The organism is Haloarcula marismortui ATCC 43049 (assembly GCF_000011085.1).
Lineage (GTDB): Archaea > Halobacteriota > Halobacteria > Halobacteriales > Haloarculaceae > Haloarcula > Haloarcula marismortui.
Window position 1 is genome coordinate 73,246 of sequence record NC_006396.1, and the last position, 14,406, is coordinate 87,651.

14 protein-coding genes are annotated in these 14,406 nt (G+C 64.7%); 9 read left to right on the forward strand and 5 right to left on the reverse strand.

The annotated features are described in order from the left end of the window. The first annotated feature begins 158 nt into the window (after positions 1 to 158). The 8 genes from RR_RS04420 to RR_RS04455 all read left to right on the forward strand — a co-directional run bounded on the left by RR_RS04420 (position 159) and on the right by RR_RS04455 (position 7,588). On the forward strand, positions 159 to 530 hold the full coding sequence (locus RR_RS04420; RefSeq protein WP_011222811.1) for an Hsp20/alpha crystallin family protein: 372 nt from the start codon (positions 159 to 161) through the stop codon (positions 528 to 530). A 165-nt stretch (positions 531 to 695) separates the two neighbouring features. Further along, positions 696 to 1,658, forward strand: a complete 963-nt coding sequence (locus RR_RS04425) for an alpha/beta hydrolase (protein ID WP_171814227.1) — start codon at positions 696 to 698, stop codon at positions 1,656 to 1,658. 49 nt (positions 1,659 to 1,707) lie between these two features. Then, positions 1,708 to 2,037 carry a 4Fe-4S dicluster domain-containing protein gene (locus RR_RS04430; protein ID WP_004963273.1) on the forward strand — a complete coding sequence of 110 codons (330 nt, stop codon included), beginning with the start codon at positions 1,708 to 1,710 and terminating at the stop codon, positions 2,035 to 2,037. Between the two features lie 204 nt (positions 2,038 to 2,241). After that, the gene (locus RR_RS04435) at positions 2,242 to 3,096 is read left to right on the forward strand and encodes an electron transfer flavoprotein subunit beta/FixA family protein (protein ID WP_011222813.1); all 855 of its coding nucleotides are present in this window, start codon (positions 2,242 to 2,244) and stop codon (positions 3,094 to 3,096) included. Positions 3,097 to 3,098: 2 nt separating this feature from the next. Then, positions 3,099 to 4,763 (forward strand): electron transfer flavoprotein subunit alpha/FixB family protein, encoded by a 1,665-nt coding sequence (locus tag RR_RS04440; RefSeq protein WP_011222814.1) that lies wholly within the window; start codon positions 3,099 to 3,101, stop codon positions 4,761 to 4,763. Next, positions 4,756 to 6,417 (forward strand): FAD-dependent monooxygenase, encoded by a 1,662-nt coding sequence (locus tag RR_RS04445; RefSeq protein ID WP_011222815.1) that lies wholly within the window; start codon positions 4,756 to 4,758, stop codon positions 6,415 to 6,417. Before RR_RS04440 ends, RR_RS04445 begins: the two co-directional genes overlap by 8 nt. Positions 6,418 to 6,428: 11 nt before the next feature. Further along, a complete protein-coding gene (locus RR_RS04450; protein WP_011222816.1) occupies positions 6,429 to 6,788 on the forward strand; it encodes a hypothetical protein in 360 nt (119 codons plus the stop codon). A 68-nt stretch (positions 6,789 to 6,856) separates the two neighbouring features. After that, positions 6,857 to 7,588, forward strand: coding sequence for a GNAT family N-acetyltransferase (locus RR_RS04455; protein ID WP_011222817.1), 732 nt, complete (start codon positions 6,857 to 6,859; stop codon positions 7,586 to 7,588). Here the strand turns inward: RR_RS04455 and RR_RS04460 are convergent. The 5 genes from RR_RS04460 to tmcA all read right to left on the reverse strand — a co-directional run bounded on the left by RR_RS04460 (position 7,585) and on the right by tmcA (position 13,342). Then, positions 7,585 to 8,559 carry an LLM class flavin-dependent oxidoreductase gene (locus RR_RS04460; protein ID WP_004963254.1) on the reverse strand — a complete coding sequence of 325 codons (975 nt, stop codon included), beginning with the start codon at positions 8,557 to 8,559 and terminating at the stop codon, positions 7,585 to 7,587. The two genes, RR_RS04455 and RR_RS04460, sit on opposite strands and share 4 nt — an antisense overlap. 75 nt (positions 8,560 to 8,634) lie before the next feature. Next, positions 8,635 to 10,236 carry a class I adenylate-forming enzyme family protein gene (locus RR_RS04465; protein WP_011222818.1) on the reverse strand — a complete coding sequence of 534 codons (1,602 nt, stop codon included), beginning with the start codon at positions 10,234 to 10,236 and terminating at the stop codon, positions 8,635 to 8,637. Positions 10,237 to 10,359: 123 nt separating this feature from the next. Beyond that, positions 10,360 to 10,524 (reverse strand): hypothetical protein, encoded by a 165-nt coding sequence (locus RR_RS22260; RefSeq protein ID WP_011222819.1) that lies wholly within the window; start codon positions 10,522 to 10,524, stop codon positions 10,360 to 10,362. Beyond that, complete coding sequence (locus RR_RS04470; protein WP_011222820.1) at positions 10,521 to 11,018, reverse strand: DUF456 domain-containing protein; 498 nt, start codon at positions 11,016 to 11,018, stop codon at positions 10,521 to 10,523. Before RR_RS04470 ends, RR_RS22260 begins: the two co-directional genes overlap by 4 nt. Beyond that, complete coding sequence (gene tmcA, locus RR_RS04475; protein WP_011222821.1) at positions 11,015 to 13,342, reverse strand: tRNA(Met) cytidine acetyltransferase TmcA; 2,328 nt, start codon at positions 13,340 to 13,342, stop codon at positions 11,015 to 11,017. Before tmcA ends, RR_RS04470 begins: the two co-directional genes overlap by 4 nt. Between tmcA and RR_RS04480 the strand changes: the two genes are divergently transcribed. Further along, positions 13,341 to 14,354: an NAD(P)H-dependent flavin oxidoreductase gene (locus RR_RS04480; protein WP_011222822.1), complete on the forward strand. Its 1,014-nt coding sequence runs from the start codon at positions 13,341 to 13,343 to the stop codon at positions 14,352 to 14,354. The two genes, tmcA and RR_RS04480, sit on opposite strands and share 2 nt — an antisense overlap. Positions 14,355 to 14,406 lie beyond the last annotated feature (52 nt).

A 14,406-nucleotide genomic window follows, 5' to 3' on the forward strand; every position in this document is an offset into this window, starting at 1 on the left:
CACCCGGATTTGGGGCTCTAGTGCAACTGGGTCCTGCTCGCGGTGGTTGCTCTTAAGACCGCAGTGAGGTATCTAGTTGTTTGTTCCCATACCTCAAGGTACGTAAGGTTTTTTACGAACCGCAACACAACTGTCAAATGGATACGAGGTGATGGCCAATGGCACTGCCAACAACCACACCGAGTTCCTGGATGCGCGGTCTTGACCTTCCGTCCCGCCTGTTCGAAACCGGTAGCGACGACTACGAACTGTACGAAGAGGACGACGAGTTCGTCCTCAACGTCGAGCTCCCGGGCTTTGATGTCGAGGACATCGACGTCTCCTGGGACGACGGCATGTTGAACATCGCCGCCGAACGTGAGGACGAACAGCGCGGCGAGCGTCGGACCTACCACCGACGCTTCCGGTTCCCGAAGCGGGTCGACGATGAGGGTATCGCCGCGAACTACACCAACGGTATCCTCGAGGTGCGCCTGCCCGTCGAGGTAGGCGCGACGGCCCGCGGCAAGCAGATCAAGGTCGAAGGTTGACCGTCGGGCCGCAGGTGTACCGCCCGATAACCGACCTGTTCGCTTCGTTCGGAACGAGGCACCTGACGCTCAAGCTAGTTCCCAGCAGACCGCGGTGCCGGCGCGTCGTTCGACCCCGAGGCGAGAGCTGATAGCGTCGGGCTTATGTCCACGACGGCCCGACCAATGCCCGTGACAGAACGCGCCCCGGAGTCAGTGACAGTGCAGCGCGACATCCCGTTCCACGAGGTGGACGGCGAGACGCTGACGCTCGACCTGTACGACGCAGCGGCGGCCAGCGGCCCGAAACCGGTCGCCGTGCTCGTCCGCGGCGGCGCGTTCACGTCTGGCGACAAGGGTGAGTTCGCCCGGCACGCGCTTGACCTCGCCGCGGACGGCTTTCTGGTCATCGAGCCGCAGTATCGGCTCGCACCGGAATGGACGTTTCCGGCGGCGCTCGTAGATGTAAAGGCCGCTATCGAGTGGGCCCGGACGGAGGGAGAAAGCTACGGCGCGGACACCAGCCGAGTCGTGGGTGTCGGTCACTCAGCCGGCGCGAATCTCATCGTCCTGGCCGCGCTGACGGCGGACGAACCCGGATTCGAACCCGAACTGTACCCCGGCGCGTCTTCGGCACTGTCGGCCGCCGTCGGCTACGCCGGCGTCTATGACTTCCACGCGCTCGATACCGCGACTGATGTCCCAGCGGGTGAGGGCCATCGGGCGTATCTCGGCGGCGGGCCCGACGACGAACCTGCGGCGTACGACCTCGCCTCGCCGGTCGGTCAGGTGAATACCGACGCCCCGCCGACGTTGTTGCTCCACGGCTCTGAAGACGACGTTGTGCCGCCATCTCAGTCCGAACTGCTTGCCGACGCGCTCGGCCCCATGACCGATGTGGTCCACGAGACGGTGCCGTCGGACCACGGGTTCCCGTTCCACGGGGCCCAGTACGACGACGTGTACGAACGGACCGTTGAGTTCATTCGGCGAATCGGAACCGACAGTCCGGACACTGACGGCCCAAGAGGCGCAGGCGATGATACCGGCTTGCCCGGCGGCGACCTGTCAGGACCGACTGACCGCATCAGCGACCTCGGGTCGGGGGATGTTCACGGCTCGGATCGCCGCGACGGCCCCGGATTCTGACGGTCAGGTCGAAAAGTTAAGTAGCTCCCAAAAGTGAGATAAGATACCAATGGCCATAGACCCGGAGTTTGAGGAGAACCGCGACGTTGTCGAACAGCACGACGGACACAATGTCTGGGGCCCGGTCGACGAGCCCGAGGAACTGGGCATCCACGGGACACACGTCGCCGTCGACTTCGACATCTGCATCGCCGACGGTGCGTGTCTAGAGGACTGTCCTGTCGACGTATTCGAGTGGGTCGACACGCCGGATCATCCGGAGAGCGAGATCAAGGCTGACCCGGCTCACGAGGACCAGTGCATCGACTGTATGCTCTGTGTCGATGTGTGTCCGGTCGACGCCATCGACGTGGACCCGGGTCGCGCTGGTCGCATCTAAGTTACGAACGCTCCTGTTTTCGCTGGATTGTCGTACTTCGCACCCCGAATCTGAACGACCTGTAGCTATCGGTTCGTCAATATACTGGGCGCTGCCCGGATTCTCCGTCCCCTGAGACAGGGTCGCATACCTGTCATTCAGAATTGTAAACATACATTTATTATAGATTCTTGTGTGAGATACACTCACGAGGGTCATGGTACCATGCATACAGTTGTTATGACAAAGGGCGTTCCGGACTTCCGCGAGGGACAGGTATCGTTCGACGAGGACGGGCATCTCGAACGGGGAAAGACACCGACGGTGATGAACCCCAACGACAAGCACGCGCTCCGTGCGGCGTTCCAGACGAAAGTCCGCAACGGCGGCCACGTCTCGCTGATGAGCATGGGGCCGCCGGGGTACAAAGAGGTCTTGCAGGAAGGAATGCGGGACGTGTACGCAGACGACCTGTATCTCCTCTCGGACCGCGAGATGGGGGCCGCGGACACCTGGGCGACTGCGATGACTGTCGCCACTGGCCTCCAGAACCTTGAGGAGCAGCCTGATCTGGTGTTTGCCGGGTTCAAAACGGCCGACGGCGAGACCGGCCATACCGGTCCACAGACCTGCTGGTGTCTGGACTGGCCGATAATCACCCATGTTCTCTCACTCGATATCGACGAGGACGCGGGCACCGTTCGGGCGAAGCGACTGGTCGACGGCGACATCTCCGAGATTGAAACGGTCGAAGCGCCGATGCCGTGTTTCATCGTCGCCGACCCCGAGTTCGAACCGACCTATCGGAAGGCGAGCCACCGATTGAAACACAAGGACCTCCGCGAGGAGACTCAAGAGCGGGCCACGGAGTACGAGGAGTACCTCACGATCTGGGATCACGAAGGCCTCAACCTCGACCCGGACTACATCGGTCTGGACGGTTCGCCGACCATCGTCGCCGGCGTTGACCCGATTCCAAAGGCCCCCTCGGAGCGAGAAGCGACGGTTATCGAGGCCGACGAACGCGAGGCATTAGAACCGGTACTGGACGAACTCACGCCGTACGCGGCAGGTGACTGACAATGCCTGATATCGATCCCACGGAACACGAGATCGCCGAACTCGGACCGAAGATCAAGGACGTTGACGACGCCGACGAACTACAGGCGATGCTGGCACTGGAGGAAGACGGCGAGGACCGGGTTCCCGTCAAGACGCTTATCAAGGACCGCATCGAGAAGGTCGAAAGCGACGATGACGGCGAGATAGATCCGGAAGCCGTCGACCTCTCCGACCTTACTGTCGCCGATGTGGCGAACATGGTCCGAGACGTTGACGACGCCGACGTGCTCCGGGACCTGCTCGAACGCGAGAAAGCGGGCCAGGACCGGAAGACAGCGAAATCCCAGATAGAGAGTCGAATCGAATCCGTCGAGGGGACCGAAGAAGCCGAGGGCGAGGCGGTGACGGAGGTCGAGTACGTCCCGCCGGAAGAGAAGTACCCCGAACTCGACCACCCGACCAACGACAAGCAGTGGGTCGAGGGAACCGTCGGCGCGGAGTACCGCGATATGTGGGTCTACTGTGAGACGCAGGCCGGCGACCTCGTGGACGTTTCGAAGGAGATGCTCGGGAAGGCTCGGGAACTGATGAACGACTACAACGCGGCGTACGATGAGGACGAGCGCGTCGTCGCTGTGCTCATCGGGGCCGCCGCGAGCGACCACGTTGAAGATGTCATCGCCTACGGCGCGGATCTCGTCGTCTATCACGAGGACGACCGCCTTGATCGCTTCCGCCACCAGCCCTACACCGAAATCTTTTGTGACATGGCCAGAGCGGGTGGCGACCTGGCCGCCGATGGTCGTGAGGAGACCGAGTGGAAGGACTACCACGAACCGCGCTACACCGTCTTCCCGGCGACGAACAACGGTCGGGACCTTTCGGCGCTCGTTCAGGGGGAACTCGACTCAGGATTAGCGTCGGACTGTTCGGGGCTGTATATCGAGAGCGCGATGATATCCAACCCCGCGAAGGTTGGCACCGCCGGCGACAAGAAGGAGTTCGAGCGCGTGCTCCATATGAAGCGCCCGGACTTCTCCGGGTTCGAGTACTCGACGATTCTCTGTATCGACAAACCCCACCGGGATTTCCACCCACAAGGGGCGTCGGTGATTCCGGGGAGCTTCGAGATGCCCGACCCCGACTACGAACGCGACGGCGAGGTCGTCGACTACGGGATGGACATTGACGACGACTGGTTCACAGTCGAGGTCGAGGAGTACGACCGCCTCTCTGGCGGTGTCGACCTCTCCGGCCACGACGTGATTGTCGCCGTGGGCCGCGGTATCGGCGACGACCCGACGCGGGGCATCGAGCAGGCGCTGGACCTCGTCGACGCCTTCGACGACGCCGATCTGGGACTGTCCCGCGGAGTCATCACCTCATCATACTCTTTCGACGGCCACGTCGAGCAGTACGTCACCGAGGAGCGACAGATCGGCGAGTCCGGGCAGGAAGTCGAACCCGACGTGTACATCGCCGCAGGTATCTCCGGAGCGATTCAGCACAAGGTCGGCTGTGACGAGTCCGATACGCTCATCGCCGTCAACACCGACCCGGACGCCGATATCCGGGACTTCTCGGACTATCTCATCGAGGGCGACTTATTCGAGGTCTTGCCGCGCCTGACGGAGGCGGTCGAAACCGGTGAACTGGGTGCGATGATGGAGGCCAGCGATGACTGACACCGCCGAGAAGTACGAGGCAGTCGTCGTCGGCTGTGGCCCGGGCGGGGCCGCTGCGGCGGCGACGCTCGCCCGCAACGGCGTCGAAACGCTCGTCCTCGAACGCGGCGTCGACGCCGGGTCGAAGAACGTCTCGGGCGGGCTCATCTACGCCGAGGAGTCGGCACCCTACACCATCGACGGCCTGTTCCCGGACTTCCGCGAGGAAGCGGCGGAGCGGCCGGTGACGGAGAACCTCATCCACAATATCGCCGGCGACAGGGTGAAATCCTTCGACATCGGCGACCTGCATCACCACGACACGGCGTGGGCCGACGCGGTGTTGCGCCGGAAGATGGACTCCTGGCTCGCCCAGCAGGTCCACGAGCGCACCCGGGAGACCGGCGGCGGCCTGCTGACCGAGGTCCACGTCACCGGCCTGTTGCGCGAACGAGGCGAAATTGTCGGCGTGACGACAGAGGAGTTGGACCCCATCAAAGCCGACATCATCGTGGCGGCCGACGGCGTCAACTCCGAACTCGCCCGCGACGCCGGGCTGATGGACTGGGACGAGCCCGAAGAGTGGTTTCAGGGCGTCAAGGCAGTCGTCGACATGGAGCCGGAGGTCATCAACGACCGCTTCGACGTGGCCTCCGACGACGGCGCGGCCCACCTGTTCTCGGGCGACCTGTTCGACGGCGTCCGTGGTGGCGGCTTCCTCTACACCAATGAGTCCTCGCTGTCTATCGGCACCGTGTTCCACCTCGATTCCATCGCCGAGGAGCGGGCCGAGCCCCACGAACTGCTCGACAGCCTGCTCACGCATCCGCTCATGGCCCAGTGGCTCGGCGACGAATACGACGAGCGCGAGTACAGCGCGAAACTCGTCCCGGACTCGAAGAAGGCGGCCCATCCCTCGCCGCACGAGGACCGCCTCGTGCTGGTCGGCGACGCCGCCGGCCAGATGCAGGCACAGGGACCCATCATCAAGGGGATGAACCACGCGGTCACTGCCGGGGCGCTGGCCGCCGAGGCGTTCGCCGACGCGAGGGCACGCGGCGACCCGTCTCAGGCCGGCAAACTGTACGAGAAGAAGCTCCACGACGAGGGCGTGATGGACAAGCTCCGGCCGACCGGGTACAGGGTGTTCGGACAGCTCGGCGAACTCGGGCCTGTCGACAACCTCTCGAACGCTATCGCGGAGTCCGCCGTCGGCCGGTTCGGGGTCCGCGCGGCAGCCGGACTGCTCGAACGGGCCTACTCGTCACCGCGGTTGGTGTCGATGATTCCCGACACCAAACTGCCCTACGTGACGCTGCCGACGGTCATTGCCGAGGAACTGGGTGAGCCCGTGACCGACGAGAACACCGTCTCGCCACCCGACCTGGGTGACCGTATCGGCGACCTGACCTATGACGTGGGTGACCCGCACATCGAACTGGTCGACAAGTCCTTCGAGGCCTCGGGCACCGCCGTCACGGCCTGCCCGGTCAGCGCCGAAGACTTCGGCGGCGGCTGTTACCGCGACGAAATGGTCCAGACCAACGGCAGCGAGGAACACCTCGTGAGCCTCGACACCCAGCCCTGCGTCGAGTGTGGCACCTGTGCTATCGTCGCCGACACCGAGTGGGAACACCCCGCTGGCGGGAAAGGCGTGGAGTTCAACCAGGGGTGACCCGTTCGGTGATGAGTGGCCAGTACGACGACCGCCTTCGGGTGCTCTCCCGCCGGGCCGAGCAGACCCGCGAGTCGCTGGATCCCGACCCGCCGGACGAGGAGCGCGCGATGGAACTCCTTCGGGACGGGTTCGGCCCCACGGTCGCTCTGTACTGTGAGGCCCGGACCGGCGGGTCGTGGGTCCGCTTCTCCGGGGCGGAGTTCGAGCGACTGGAACGGATCATGAACGACTGGCTTGACTGCTACGCCGCCTGCTACGGCGTGGAGTTAGCCGGCACCTACAGCGTCAGAGCGGCCGCAGAACTGCTCGTCGATACACACAACGCTCGGGATGTGGCAGTGCTTCTGACCGGTGTTCCGGAGCAGTAGCGACTGTTTAGTTAAAAGTACATGGTTTTTGATAAAGGATTAAGTACTGTGTAGTGGTAGCAGATACCATGGAGCTGACAGAGCCACTGCAGTTCGACCACGAGGACAGACGGGACATCTACGAGTACGTCGAATCACACGGGTCTGTAGGACCGAGAGGCGCTCGGTCGGCGCTACAGATGGACCCGCGACCGTTCGGCCATCACGTTGCGATACTCAAACGCGACGGCGTACTGGAGGAGATCGACGGGGAACTCCGCGTCGCCTACAACGACACCGTCGAGGAGGAGTTCGAGGCCGACGACATCGAGTTCACCATTCGGCAGGCCCGTCAGGAGGACCTGACCGGCCTTGTCGGGGCCATCCGAGCCGCTATCGGCGGCGGCGAGTACGTCGACGCGGAGACCGTCGCCGACGTGGTGGACAGCGAGGGCGTGCTGCTCCGGCACAACGAGCTGGAGTCACGCATCTTCTTCGTCGCCTGCATCAACGACGACGTGGTCGGGTGGGTCCACCTCAAACATCCCGAAGTTGAGAAGCTCAGTCACACGGCAGAGCTAACGCTGGGTGTGCTCGAACGGTATCGGGGCCATGGCATCGGCTCGCAGTTACTCGCCCGGGGCACCGAGTGGGCGGCGTCGAACGGCTACGAGAAGCTGTACAACTCTGTCCCATCGACGAACGAGGACGCAATCGAGTTCCTCGAAGACCACGGCTGGGACACTGACGCCATCCGTGAGGACCACTACAAGTTCGGCGACGAGTACGCCGACGAGGTGATGATGGAAATTGACCTCTAATTCGGCCCCAGCGCCCGAATTGTCTTCCGAGCCAGCTCCCCGTCGACCTGCTGTGGCACAGTTAGCAGAAGCCGGTCGATGACAGCTCTGTCCGCAATTTTATCCCGTTTCTCTCGCGCCTGTTCCGGCGTCCCGGCGATGCCGAGATCAGCCGTCATTTCGTCAGTGACGAGCTCCGTCGCCTCGCCGCGGTCACCCGCCTGCCAGGCGTCGGCGATGCGCTCCGCTCGGTCCGGATACGTCTCCGCAACAGCCCGGCGGTACCCCTCGCCGCTGCCGACGTAGTAGGCGATGTGTTGCCGGAGTTCCTCGGTCGCTCGCTCGGAATCCTCGTGGACAACTGCCGGCACGTACGGTGCAACGGTGATGTCGTCTGGGTCCCGGTCAGCGTCGCGTGCCGTCTCTGCGATGTAGTCGAACGCCGACTCCAGTTCGGAGAACGCAATCATGTGGGGCAGCCAGCCGTCAGCGAGTCTGGCGACGACTCGCCTGTTCGCCGGCCCGAGGGCGGCGTGGTACACCGGCACGTCACGGTCTAGCGGCGGCACGCCCCTGACCGAGACCGCCTCACCGTCGTAGGTCACCCGCTCGTCGCCCGTCATGAGTTGTTTGATGATATCGATCGTCTCGTGGGCGCGACGGACCGGTCGCTCGAACTCCATGCTGTGCATATTCTCGATGGACCGGGCTGTACTCGTTCCCAGCCCCAGCACTGCCCGTCCGTCCGAGACCCTGTCGAGGGTCGTCGCTGTCATCGCCAGCACGGCCGGTGACCGTGAGAAGACGTTGAGTATCGCGCTGCCGATCTCGATATCGTCGGTCCGTGTCGCGATATCCGTGAGTTCGACAACGGAGCTAGCGCCCCACAGTTCGTTCAGCCAGACCGAATCGTAGCCGTGTCCTTCGGCTTCGACGGCCAGCTCGATTGTGCTGTGGTCATCAACGCGTGGCACGACGACTCCTAGATGCATGGTGTGACCGACTGTTGGAAACCTAATAAAGAATCGTGTTAATATCGTCCCAGCGTCTCACAGCCACCGCCGCGCTCACTCCTGGCCGATCATCCGCTCCTGCTCTTGCCAGTACTCTTCGCGGAGTTCGTACTTCTGGATTTTCCCAGTCGCCGTTTCAGGAAGCGAGTCCCGGAAGTCGATGCCTGCAGGGACCTTGTAGCTCGCGACGCGTTCTCTGAGGAATTCGAGGATATCCTGTTCGGTCGCGTCGCTGTCGGCCGTCGGGACGACAATTGCCATCGGGGTCTCGCCCCAGTCCTCACTCGGAGTTGGAATGACCGCGGCTTTCAGGACACCGGGGTGGTCGTACAGTTCGTCCTCCAGTTCGATCGAGGAGATGTTTTCGCCGCCAGAGATGATGATGTCCTTCCGGCGGTCCATGATCTGTATCATCCCGTCCTCGTCCCACGCCGCGAGGTCCCCAGTGTGGAAGTACCCCTCGGCGCGGTCGTTGAATGCTTCCTCGGTGATCTCGGGTTTGTTGAGATAGCGGTCCATTACCTGGTTGCCCTGCACCACGACCTCGCCGATCGTCGCCCCGTCGCGTGGCACGTCGGTCCCGTCCTCGTCGACGATTCGGATGTCGGTACACAGCGTCTCTGAGCCCTGCTTGACCTTGAGTTCACGGCCCCGTTCGGCGATACGCCGCGGGGAGTTGCTGGTCGTGATGATCGGGGCCGTCTCGGTCAGGCCGTAGATGTGGATGATTCGCCAGCCAAACTCGTCTTCGACGCGCTCGATGGTCGCCGTCGCCGGGGCGCTGCCGGCCGTCGCGATCCGCACGTCGCGGTCCCCCTGTGTCACTACGTCGCCGTCGTTTGCTCGGTAGTGCTGAATGAGCTTGTTCAGCACCGTCGGCGCGCCACACATGAACGACACGTCGTACTCGCGGACCCGACGGAAGGTGTCCGCGGCGTCGAAGGTCCGCTGACAGACGTGCGTCCCGCCGGTCCCGGTGATAGCGTAGGTGTGGCCCCAGCCGTTGCAGTGGAACATCGGGAGCGTCCAGAGGTACGTGTCGTCGTCGCGTATCTCCATGTGCTGATTGAGCACCAGCGAGTGCCAGCTTTCGGTCCGATGGGTCCTGACCACGCCCTTCGGGTCCCCTGTTGTGCCGGACGTGTAGTTGATGCTGGCGTCGTCGTCCTCGGCCATCTCCGGTCGGTCCGGTTCGGCTGTCGGCTGCCCATCGAGGATACCGCTGTACGCCTCCCACTCCCCGTCGATACGGTCGGGCTCGTAGCCGATGAACGTCTCCGCAGGGATGTCGTCCCGTACCGGCTGGACCTTCTCCGCGAAGTCGTAGTCGGCGATGACCGTCGCGGCTTCACAGTCGTTCAGAATATACTCGATTTTCGCGGGGTCGAGCCGGTAGTTCAGCGGGACGAACACCGCGCCGAGTTTGTTTGTCGCGTACAGCGTCTCGATGAAGTAGTGTGTGTTCGGCGCGAGGAGGGCCACGCGACTCCCCTTTGAGACGCCCCGGTCCGACAGCGCGTGTGCCAACTGGTTGACCCGCTCGTTTACCTCCGCGTACGTGTACTCGGTGCCGTCATGGGCGACGATACCGGTCACGTCGTCGTAGATGTCCGCTGCACGGTCGATGAAGTCGGTGGTGAGCATCTCGCGTTTCATGATAACATGCCTCAATTGTCGTATTCAAACCCAATTATTATTATATTTTCTTCGTGAACGTTTGACACCCTCTTAGCTCGGTACCTACGTGTGAATTAAAGCGTCAATTTCTGCGACAGCAGTCTATGGCCACTCGTCCTCCTGGCCGTCCATCGGCGCTGGGACGACGCCGTCCTTCTGCGCCCAGACGCGAGCGTGGGCCGGACACACGTCTCGGTTCGCGTCCCAGGGGATGTGGAGTTCGACCGCGGCCTCGTTTTCGCAGCCGTCCTCCGCACACTGTGTCATAGAAGCGCGACGGCAATCATGGTGACCAGTATCGACGCGGTCAGCAAGGCCTGGACGACGCCGGAGGCCAGCATTCCGACGGTGGTTACCAGCGCGGCCTTCGCGCTCCCTCTGGCGTCCTCCTGCCGATAGAACTCGACGACGAACACCGTCCCGGCGACGCCCAGCAGGATGCCGAGCGGGCCGGTGACGAAAAAGAGAACGAGCGCTACGACGCCGGCGAGGGCTGCCGTCCAGTTCGACGCCCCGCCAACGCGTGCAGCAACGGCTCCGCCCGCGATATCGACGGCCCACGTCAGCAGGCCAACCAGCGTCAACAGGGCCAGCAAGAGCGTCCCGGGGTCGGTCATGCCGCTGGCGACCCAGTAGAGATAGACGCCGGCGAGCGAGACGAGCGCGCCGGGGACTTGGGGCGTGAGGCTACCGATGACACCGCCGACTAGCAGGGCGAACGCGAGCACGAACAGCAGCGCTTCGAGGCCAAGCAGGCTCATAGGTGTCTGTCGAGTTCCTCCTGTACCCAAGGGTCGCCGTACAGACGCGTCAACCTTTCGACTATTCCGCCGAGGGTACGCATGCACTCACGCTCAGAGACGAACGCCAGTTCCTCGGTGACAGTTGACCATGGATGTGCCTGCAAGACCTTTCGGACAAGCAGGCGTTCTTCCCGCGGCGAGAGCGCGGTCGCGTCGGCTGGGTGCGACAGGTGTCGGCGGGTGAGGTCACGGAACGGCTTCGGGTTCGTGTCGAGAACCGACGCGCCGCCGGGGACGCCGGCAACCAGCCGCCATTCCCACTCTGAGAGCGATACCGGCCGCTCGCCGTCGGTCGCTCGAAGCACGGCTCGAACCACGTCGGGGTCACAGTCGTCGAGTGGGTCCGACAGCACCGCCGCGATTCGGTCCTGAAACCACTCCCTGTGGCGCGCCGCGAGCGCCGCCGCGTCGTCGGAACAGGGGTCGAGCATCACGACGGAGTACTCGCCGCTGGTCGCGTTCCGTGAGGTTGCGAGGTGGACGGTGTTGTAGCCGTTATCCGCCCAGAAGCGGACGAGTTCCGGCGTTGCACCGTAGCTGACCCCAACCCAGTCCACATGGTCGGCGAACTCCGCTCTGATTTCCGAGAGGAGTTTGGAGCCGAGTCCACGGGACCGGACCGCAGCGTGGGTTGCGATGCGGAGGACTCGCTGGCCGACCGGAACCCCGGCGGCTTCGTCCCGGAGTTGTGTCGATAGCACGTCTGGGAGCATATTCCCGCGAACGCGTCCGCCTTCGTACATCGTAGCCCGGGTCGACGCCGAGAGCCCGCCTTCCTGTGCCAGCAACGCCACTGCAACGACGTGGCCTTCGTGGGTCAGCGCCCGGACGGTGAGGTTCGGTGCATCAAGCAGTCGGGCCAGGTCCGAGGGTTCCGTCCGGTAATGCGCCAGCACGAGCAGGCCGAACACCTCCCGGAGCAGGTGCGTGTCGGCGAGCAGGTCAGCCGCCGACAGCTGTCGGTACTCCACGGTCTCCGGCGTCGCGTCTTCGATAAGCTGGTCGACCGGCGGGCGCGCGTCCAGCAACAGCGCCCGGAACGCCCACACCTCCACAGGGTCGGCGTCGCTGTATCGAATCGGCGTCGTCATCGACACGTCGGTGACGGCGAGGTCGCTTTCGGCAAGTCGGTCACGGAACCGGACGGAGAAGCCCCGGCCTGCCCCCTCGTAGCCGTGGACGGTCGTGGCGAAGGTGACCGCTGGCGCGTCGAGGAACTGTTCGAGTCGCCGGACCGGCAGGGCTGCGGCCTCGTCGACGATGACCACGTCGGGACCATCCGGAAGCGATGCCGCTTCGTCCGGCGGCGCATACCGCACGCAGCCCGCCCCTGCAACGTCGAGCCGCTGGGGGTCTGACGAACGGTCGCGCGTGAAGTCGACGCCGAACGCCTCCAGCAGGTGTGCCGCCCGCACGAACACCTCGGCGGCGCTCCGGTACTGCGGCCCGGTCACCAGTACGTCCCTGTCCGCCGCGGCGAGGTTTCCGGCAGCCAGCCCGGCGGCGCTGGATTTCCCTCGCCCCCGGTCGGCCTCGACCACGACTGCCTCGCCGGCGGTCTGCAGGGACTCGAACGCCTGGACCGCGTCGCGCTGGTCGTCGGTGAGACACTGAGCGTAGGTCTCAGAGCGAAACCACGCGTCGGTTGGCGGGGTCGGGCTTGGAACCGGGCGGCTCGGTGGCGGGTCCGTCAGGCCGTCCTGCTCGACAGTGCCCCTGTCGACGTCGACGATAGCGATACCTCGGTGTGCTCGCAACGTTTCGACGAACCGACGGCGGAAGTGGCCGCTCACGTCCTCGACGCCGAAGGGCGGGACTGCGAGCGAGGCGTCGAACCCATCGCGTTCCTCGGGCCACGTCTCCAGCGGCGGCGCGAGGAGGACGTAGAGGCCGCCGCCGTCGACCGCACCGACGGTCCGCCCGACCGCGTCCGGCCGCAGTTCCTCGTGGGCGTCGAAGACGACAGCCGTCCGCGTCCGGCCGAGAAGCTCCTCGGCACGGGACTGGTCGTGGTGTTCACAGTCGAGGAACGGCTCCGGACCGACGACGGTCGTCTCCGCGCTGGGAACGTCCGCCAAATCGAGCGCTGTTGCCGCTCGCTCCCGCGTCCGGTCGGGGTCGCCCGCCAGAACGAGTAGCCGCCGCTCGTTCGCGCGGCGGGCCTCCGCTCGAAGCGAGCGCGCGATGTCCATACCGGTGGTGGCGGACGCGCCAGTATGGACCTGACGGTCACGGCGCTCCCCAGGTACGCTTTTTATCGGACCGGACACAGTCGTCGGCATGGCTCCCCTCCAGACCCCGCTCTGTTCCGAGATCGGTATCGACCACCCAGTCGTGCAGGCACCAGTCGGGAGCGTCTCGACGCCGTCCCTGGCCGCAGCAGTCGCTGACGCGGGCGGCCTCGGGATGCTGGCGATGTCGTGGCGTGAGGCCGACGCGATCCGAGACGCGTACACGGACGCTGCAAACGCGACTGACGGCGTGGTCGGCGTCAACGTCGTCCTCGACGAGTCCACAGGTGTGCTCTCGCCGTCGGCCTGTCTCGACGCCTGTCTGGACGCTGGCGCACCGGTTGTCTCCTTCTCATTTGGCGATGCCGGGCCGTACATCGACCGGGTCCACGAGGTCGGCGGGACGGTGATGGTCACGGTTGCCAGCGCTGCCGAGGCCAGGGCGGCCGTCGACGCCGGGGCCGACGTAGTGGTCGCACAGGGCCGGGAGGCTGGTGGCCACGTCCAGAGCGACGTGACGACGATGTCGTTGCTCCCGCGGGTGGCCGACGGGGTTCCGGTCCCGGTCGTCGCGGCCGGCGGTCTCGGGGATGGTCGCGGCCTCGCGGCGGCGCTGACGCTGGATGCTGACGGCGGCTGGTTCGGCACTCGGTTCGTGGCGACCGAAGAATCAGGCGCGCACGAGGCATACCGGCAACAAATCGTTGACGCGCCAGAGACGGCGACGCGGTTTACCGACCTGTTCGACCGGGGCTGGCCGGACCAGCCACACCGAGTCCTCGAAACCGACGAGGTCCGACAGCAGGCCGGTGCCGATTCAGGTGGGGAAAGCGACGGTAGCGACCCCGAACAAATTGCACAGATGCCCGACGGCGAGCCGATTAGTCGGTTTGCTGATATGCCCCCGCTTGCGGGGATGACCGGCGATGTCGAGGCCCTGCCACACTACGCCGGGCAAAGCACCGGTCTCGCACAGGACGTCCGGCCCGCCGGTGAGGTGGTGGCCCGTCTCGTCTCGGACGCGCGGGCCGCGCTGGCCGATGCGTCGGCGGCCGCGGAATAGGCAGACCCCCCGACAGCACCCGTGTGGCGGGCTGGCACGGGATTTCGGCTTC

Coding starts and splice junctions, on each gene's coding strand:
- RR_RS04420 (WP_011222811.1), top strand. CDS start 159: ATGGCACTGCCAACAACCACACCGAGTTCCTGGATGCGCGGTCTTGAC.
- RR_RS04425 (WP_171814227.1), top strand. CDS start 696: ATGCCCGTGACAGAACGCGCCCCGGAGTCAGTGACAGTGCAGCGCGAC.
- RR_RS04430 (WP_004963273.1), top strand. CDS start 1,708: ATGGCCATAGACCCGGAGTTTGAGGAGAACCGCGACGTTGTCGAACAG.
- RR_RS04435 (WP_011222813.1), top strand. CDS start 2,242: ATGCATACAGTTGTTATGACAAAGGGCGTTCCGGACTTCCGCGAGGGA.
- RR_RS04440 (WP_011222814.1), top strand. CDS start 3,099: ATGCCTGATATCGATCCCACGGAACACGAGATCGCCGAACTCGGACCG.
- RR_RS04445 (WP_011222815.1), top strand. CDS start 4,756: ATGACTGACACCGCCGAGAAGTACGAGGCAGTCGTCGTCGGCTGTGGC.
- RR_RS04450 (WP_011222816.1), top strand. CDS start 6,429: ATGAGTGGCCAGTACGACGACCGCCTTCGGGTGCTCTCCCGCCGGGCC.
- RR_RS04455 (WP_011222817.1), top strand. CDS start 6,857: ATGGAGCTGACAGAGCCACTGCAGTTCGACCACGAGGACAGACGGGAC.
- RR_RS04460 (WP_004963254.1), bottom strand. CDS start 8,559: ATGCATCTAGGAGTCGTCGTGCCACGCGTTGATGACCACAGCACAATC.
- RR_RS04465 (WP_011222818.1), bottom strand. CDS start 10,236: ATGAAACGCGAGATGCTCACCACCGACTTCATCGACCGTGCAGCGGAC.
- RR_RS22260 (WP_011222819.1), bottom strand. CDS start 10,524: ATGACACAGTGTGCGGAGGACGGCTGCGAAAACGAGGCCGCGGTCGAA.
- RR_RS04470 (WP_011222820.1), bottom strand. CDS start 11,018: ATGAGCCTGCTTGGCCTCGAAGCGCTGCTGTTCGTGCTCGCGTTCGCC.
- RR_RS04480 (WP_011222822.1), top strand. CDS start 13,341: ATGGCTCCCCTCCAGACCCCGCTCTGTTCCGAGATCGGTATCGACCAC.
- tmcA (WP_011222821.1), bottom strand. CDS start 13,342: ATGCCGACGACTGTGTCCGGTCCGATAAAAAGCGTACCTGGGGAGCGC.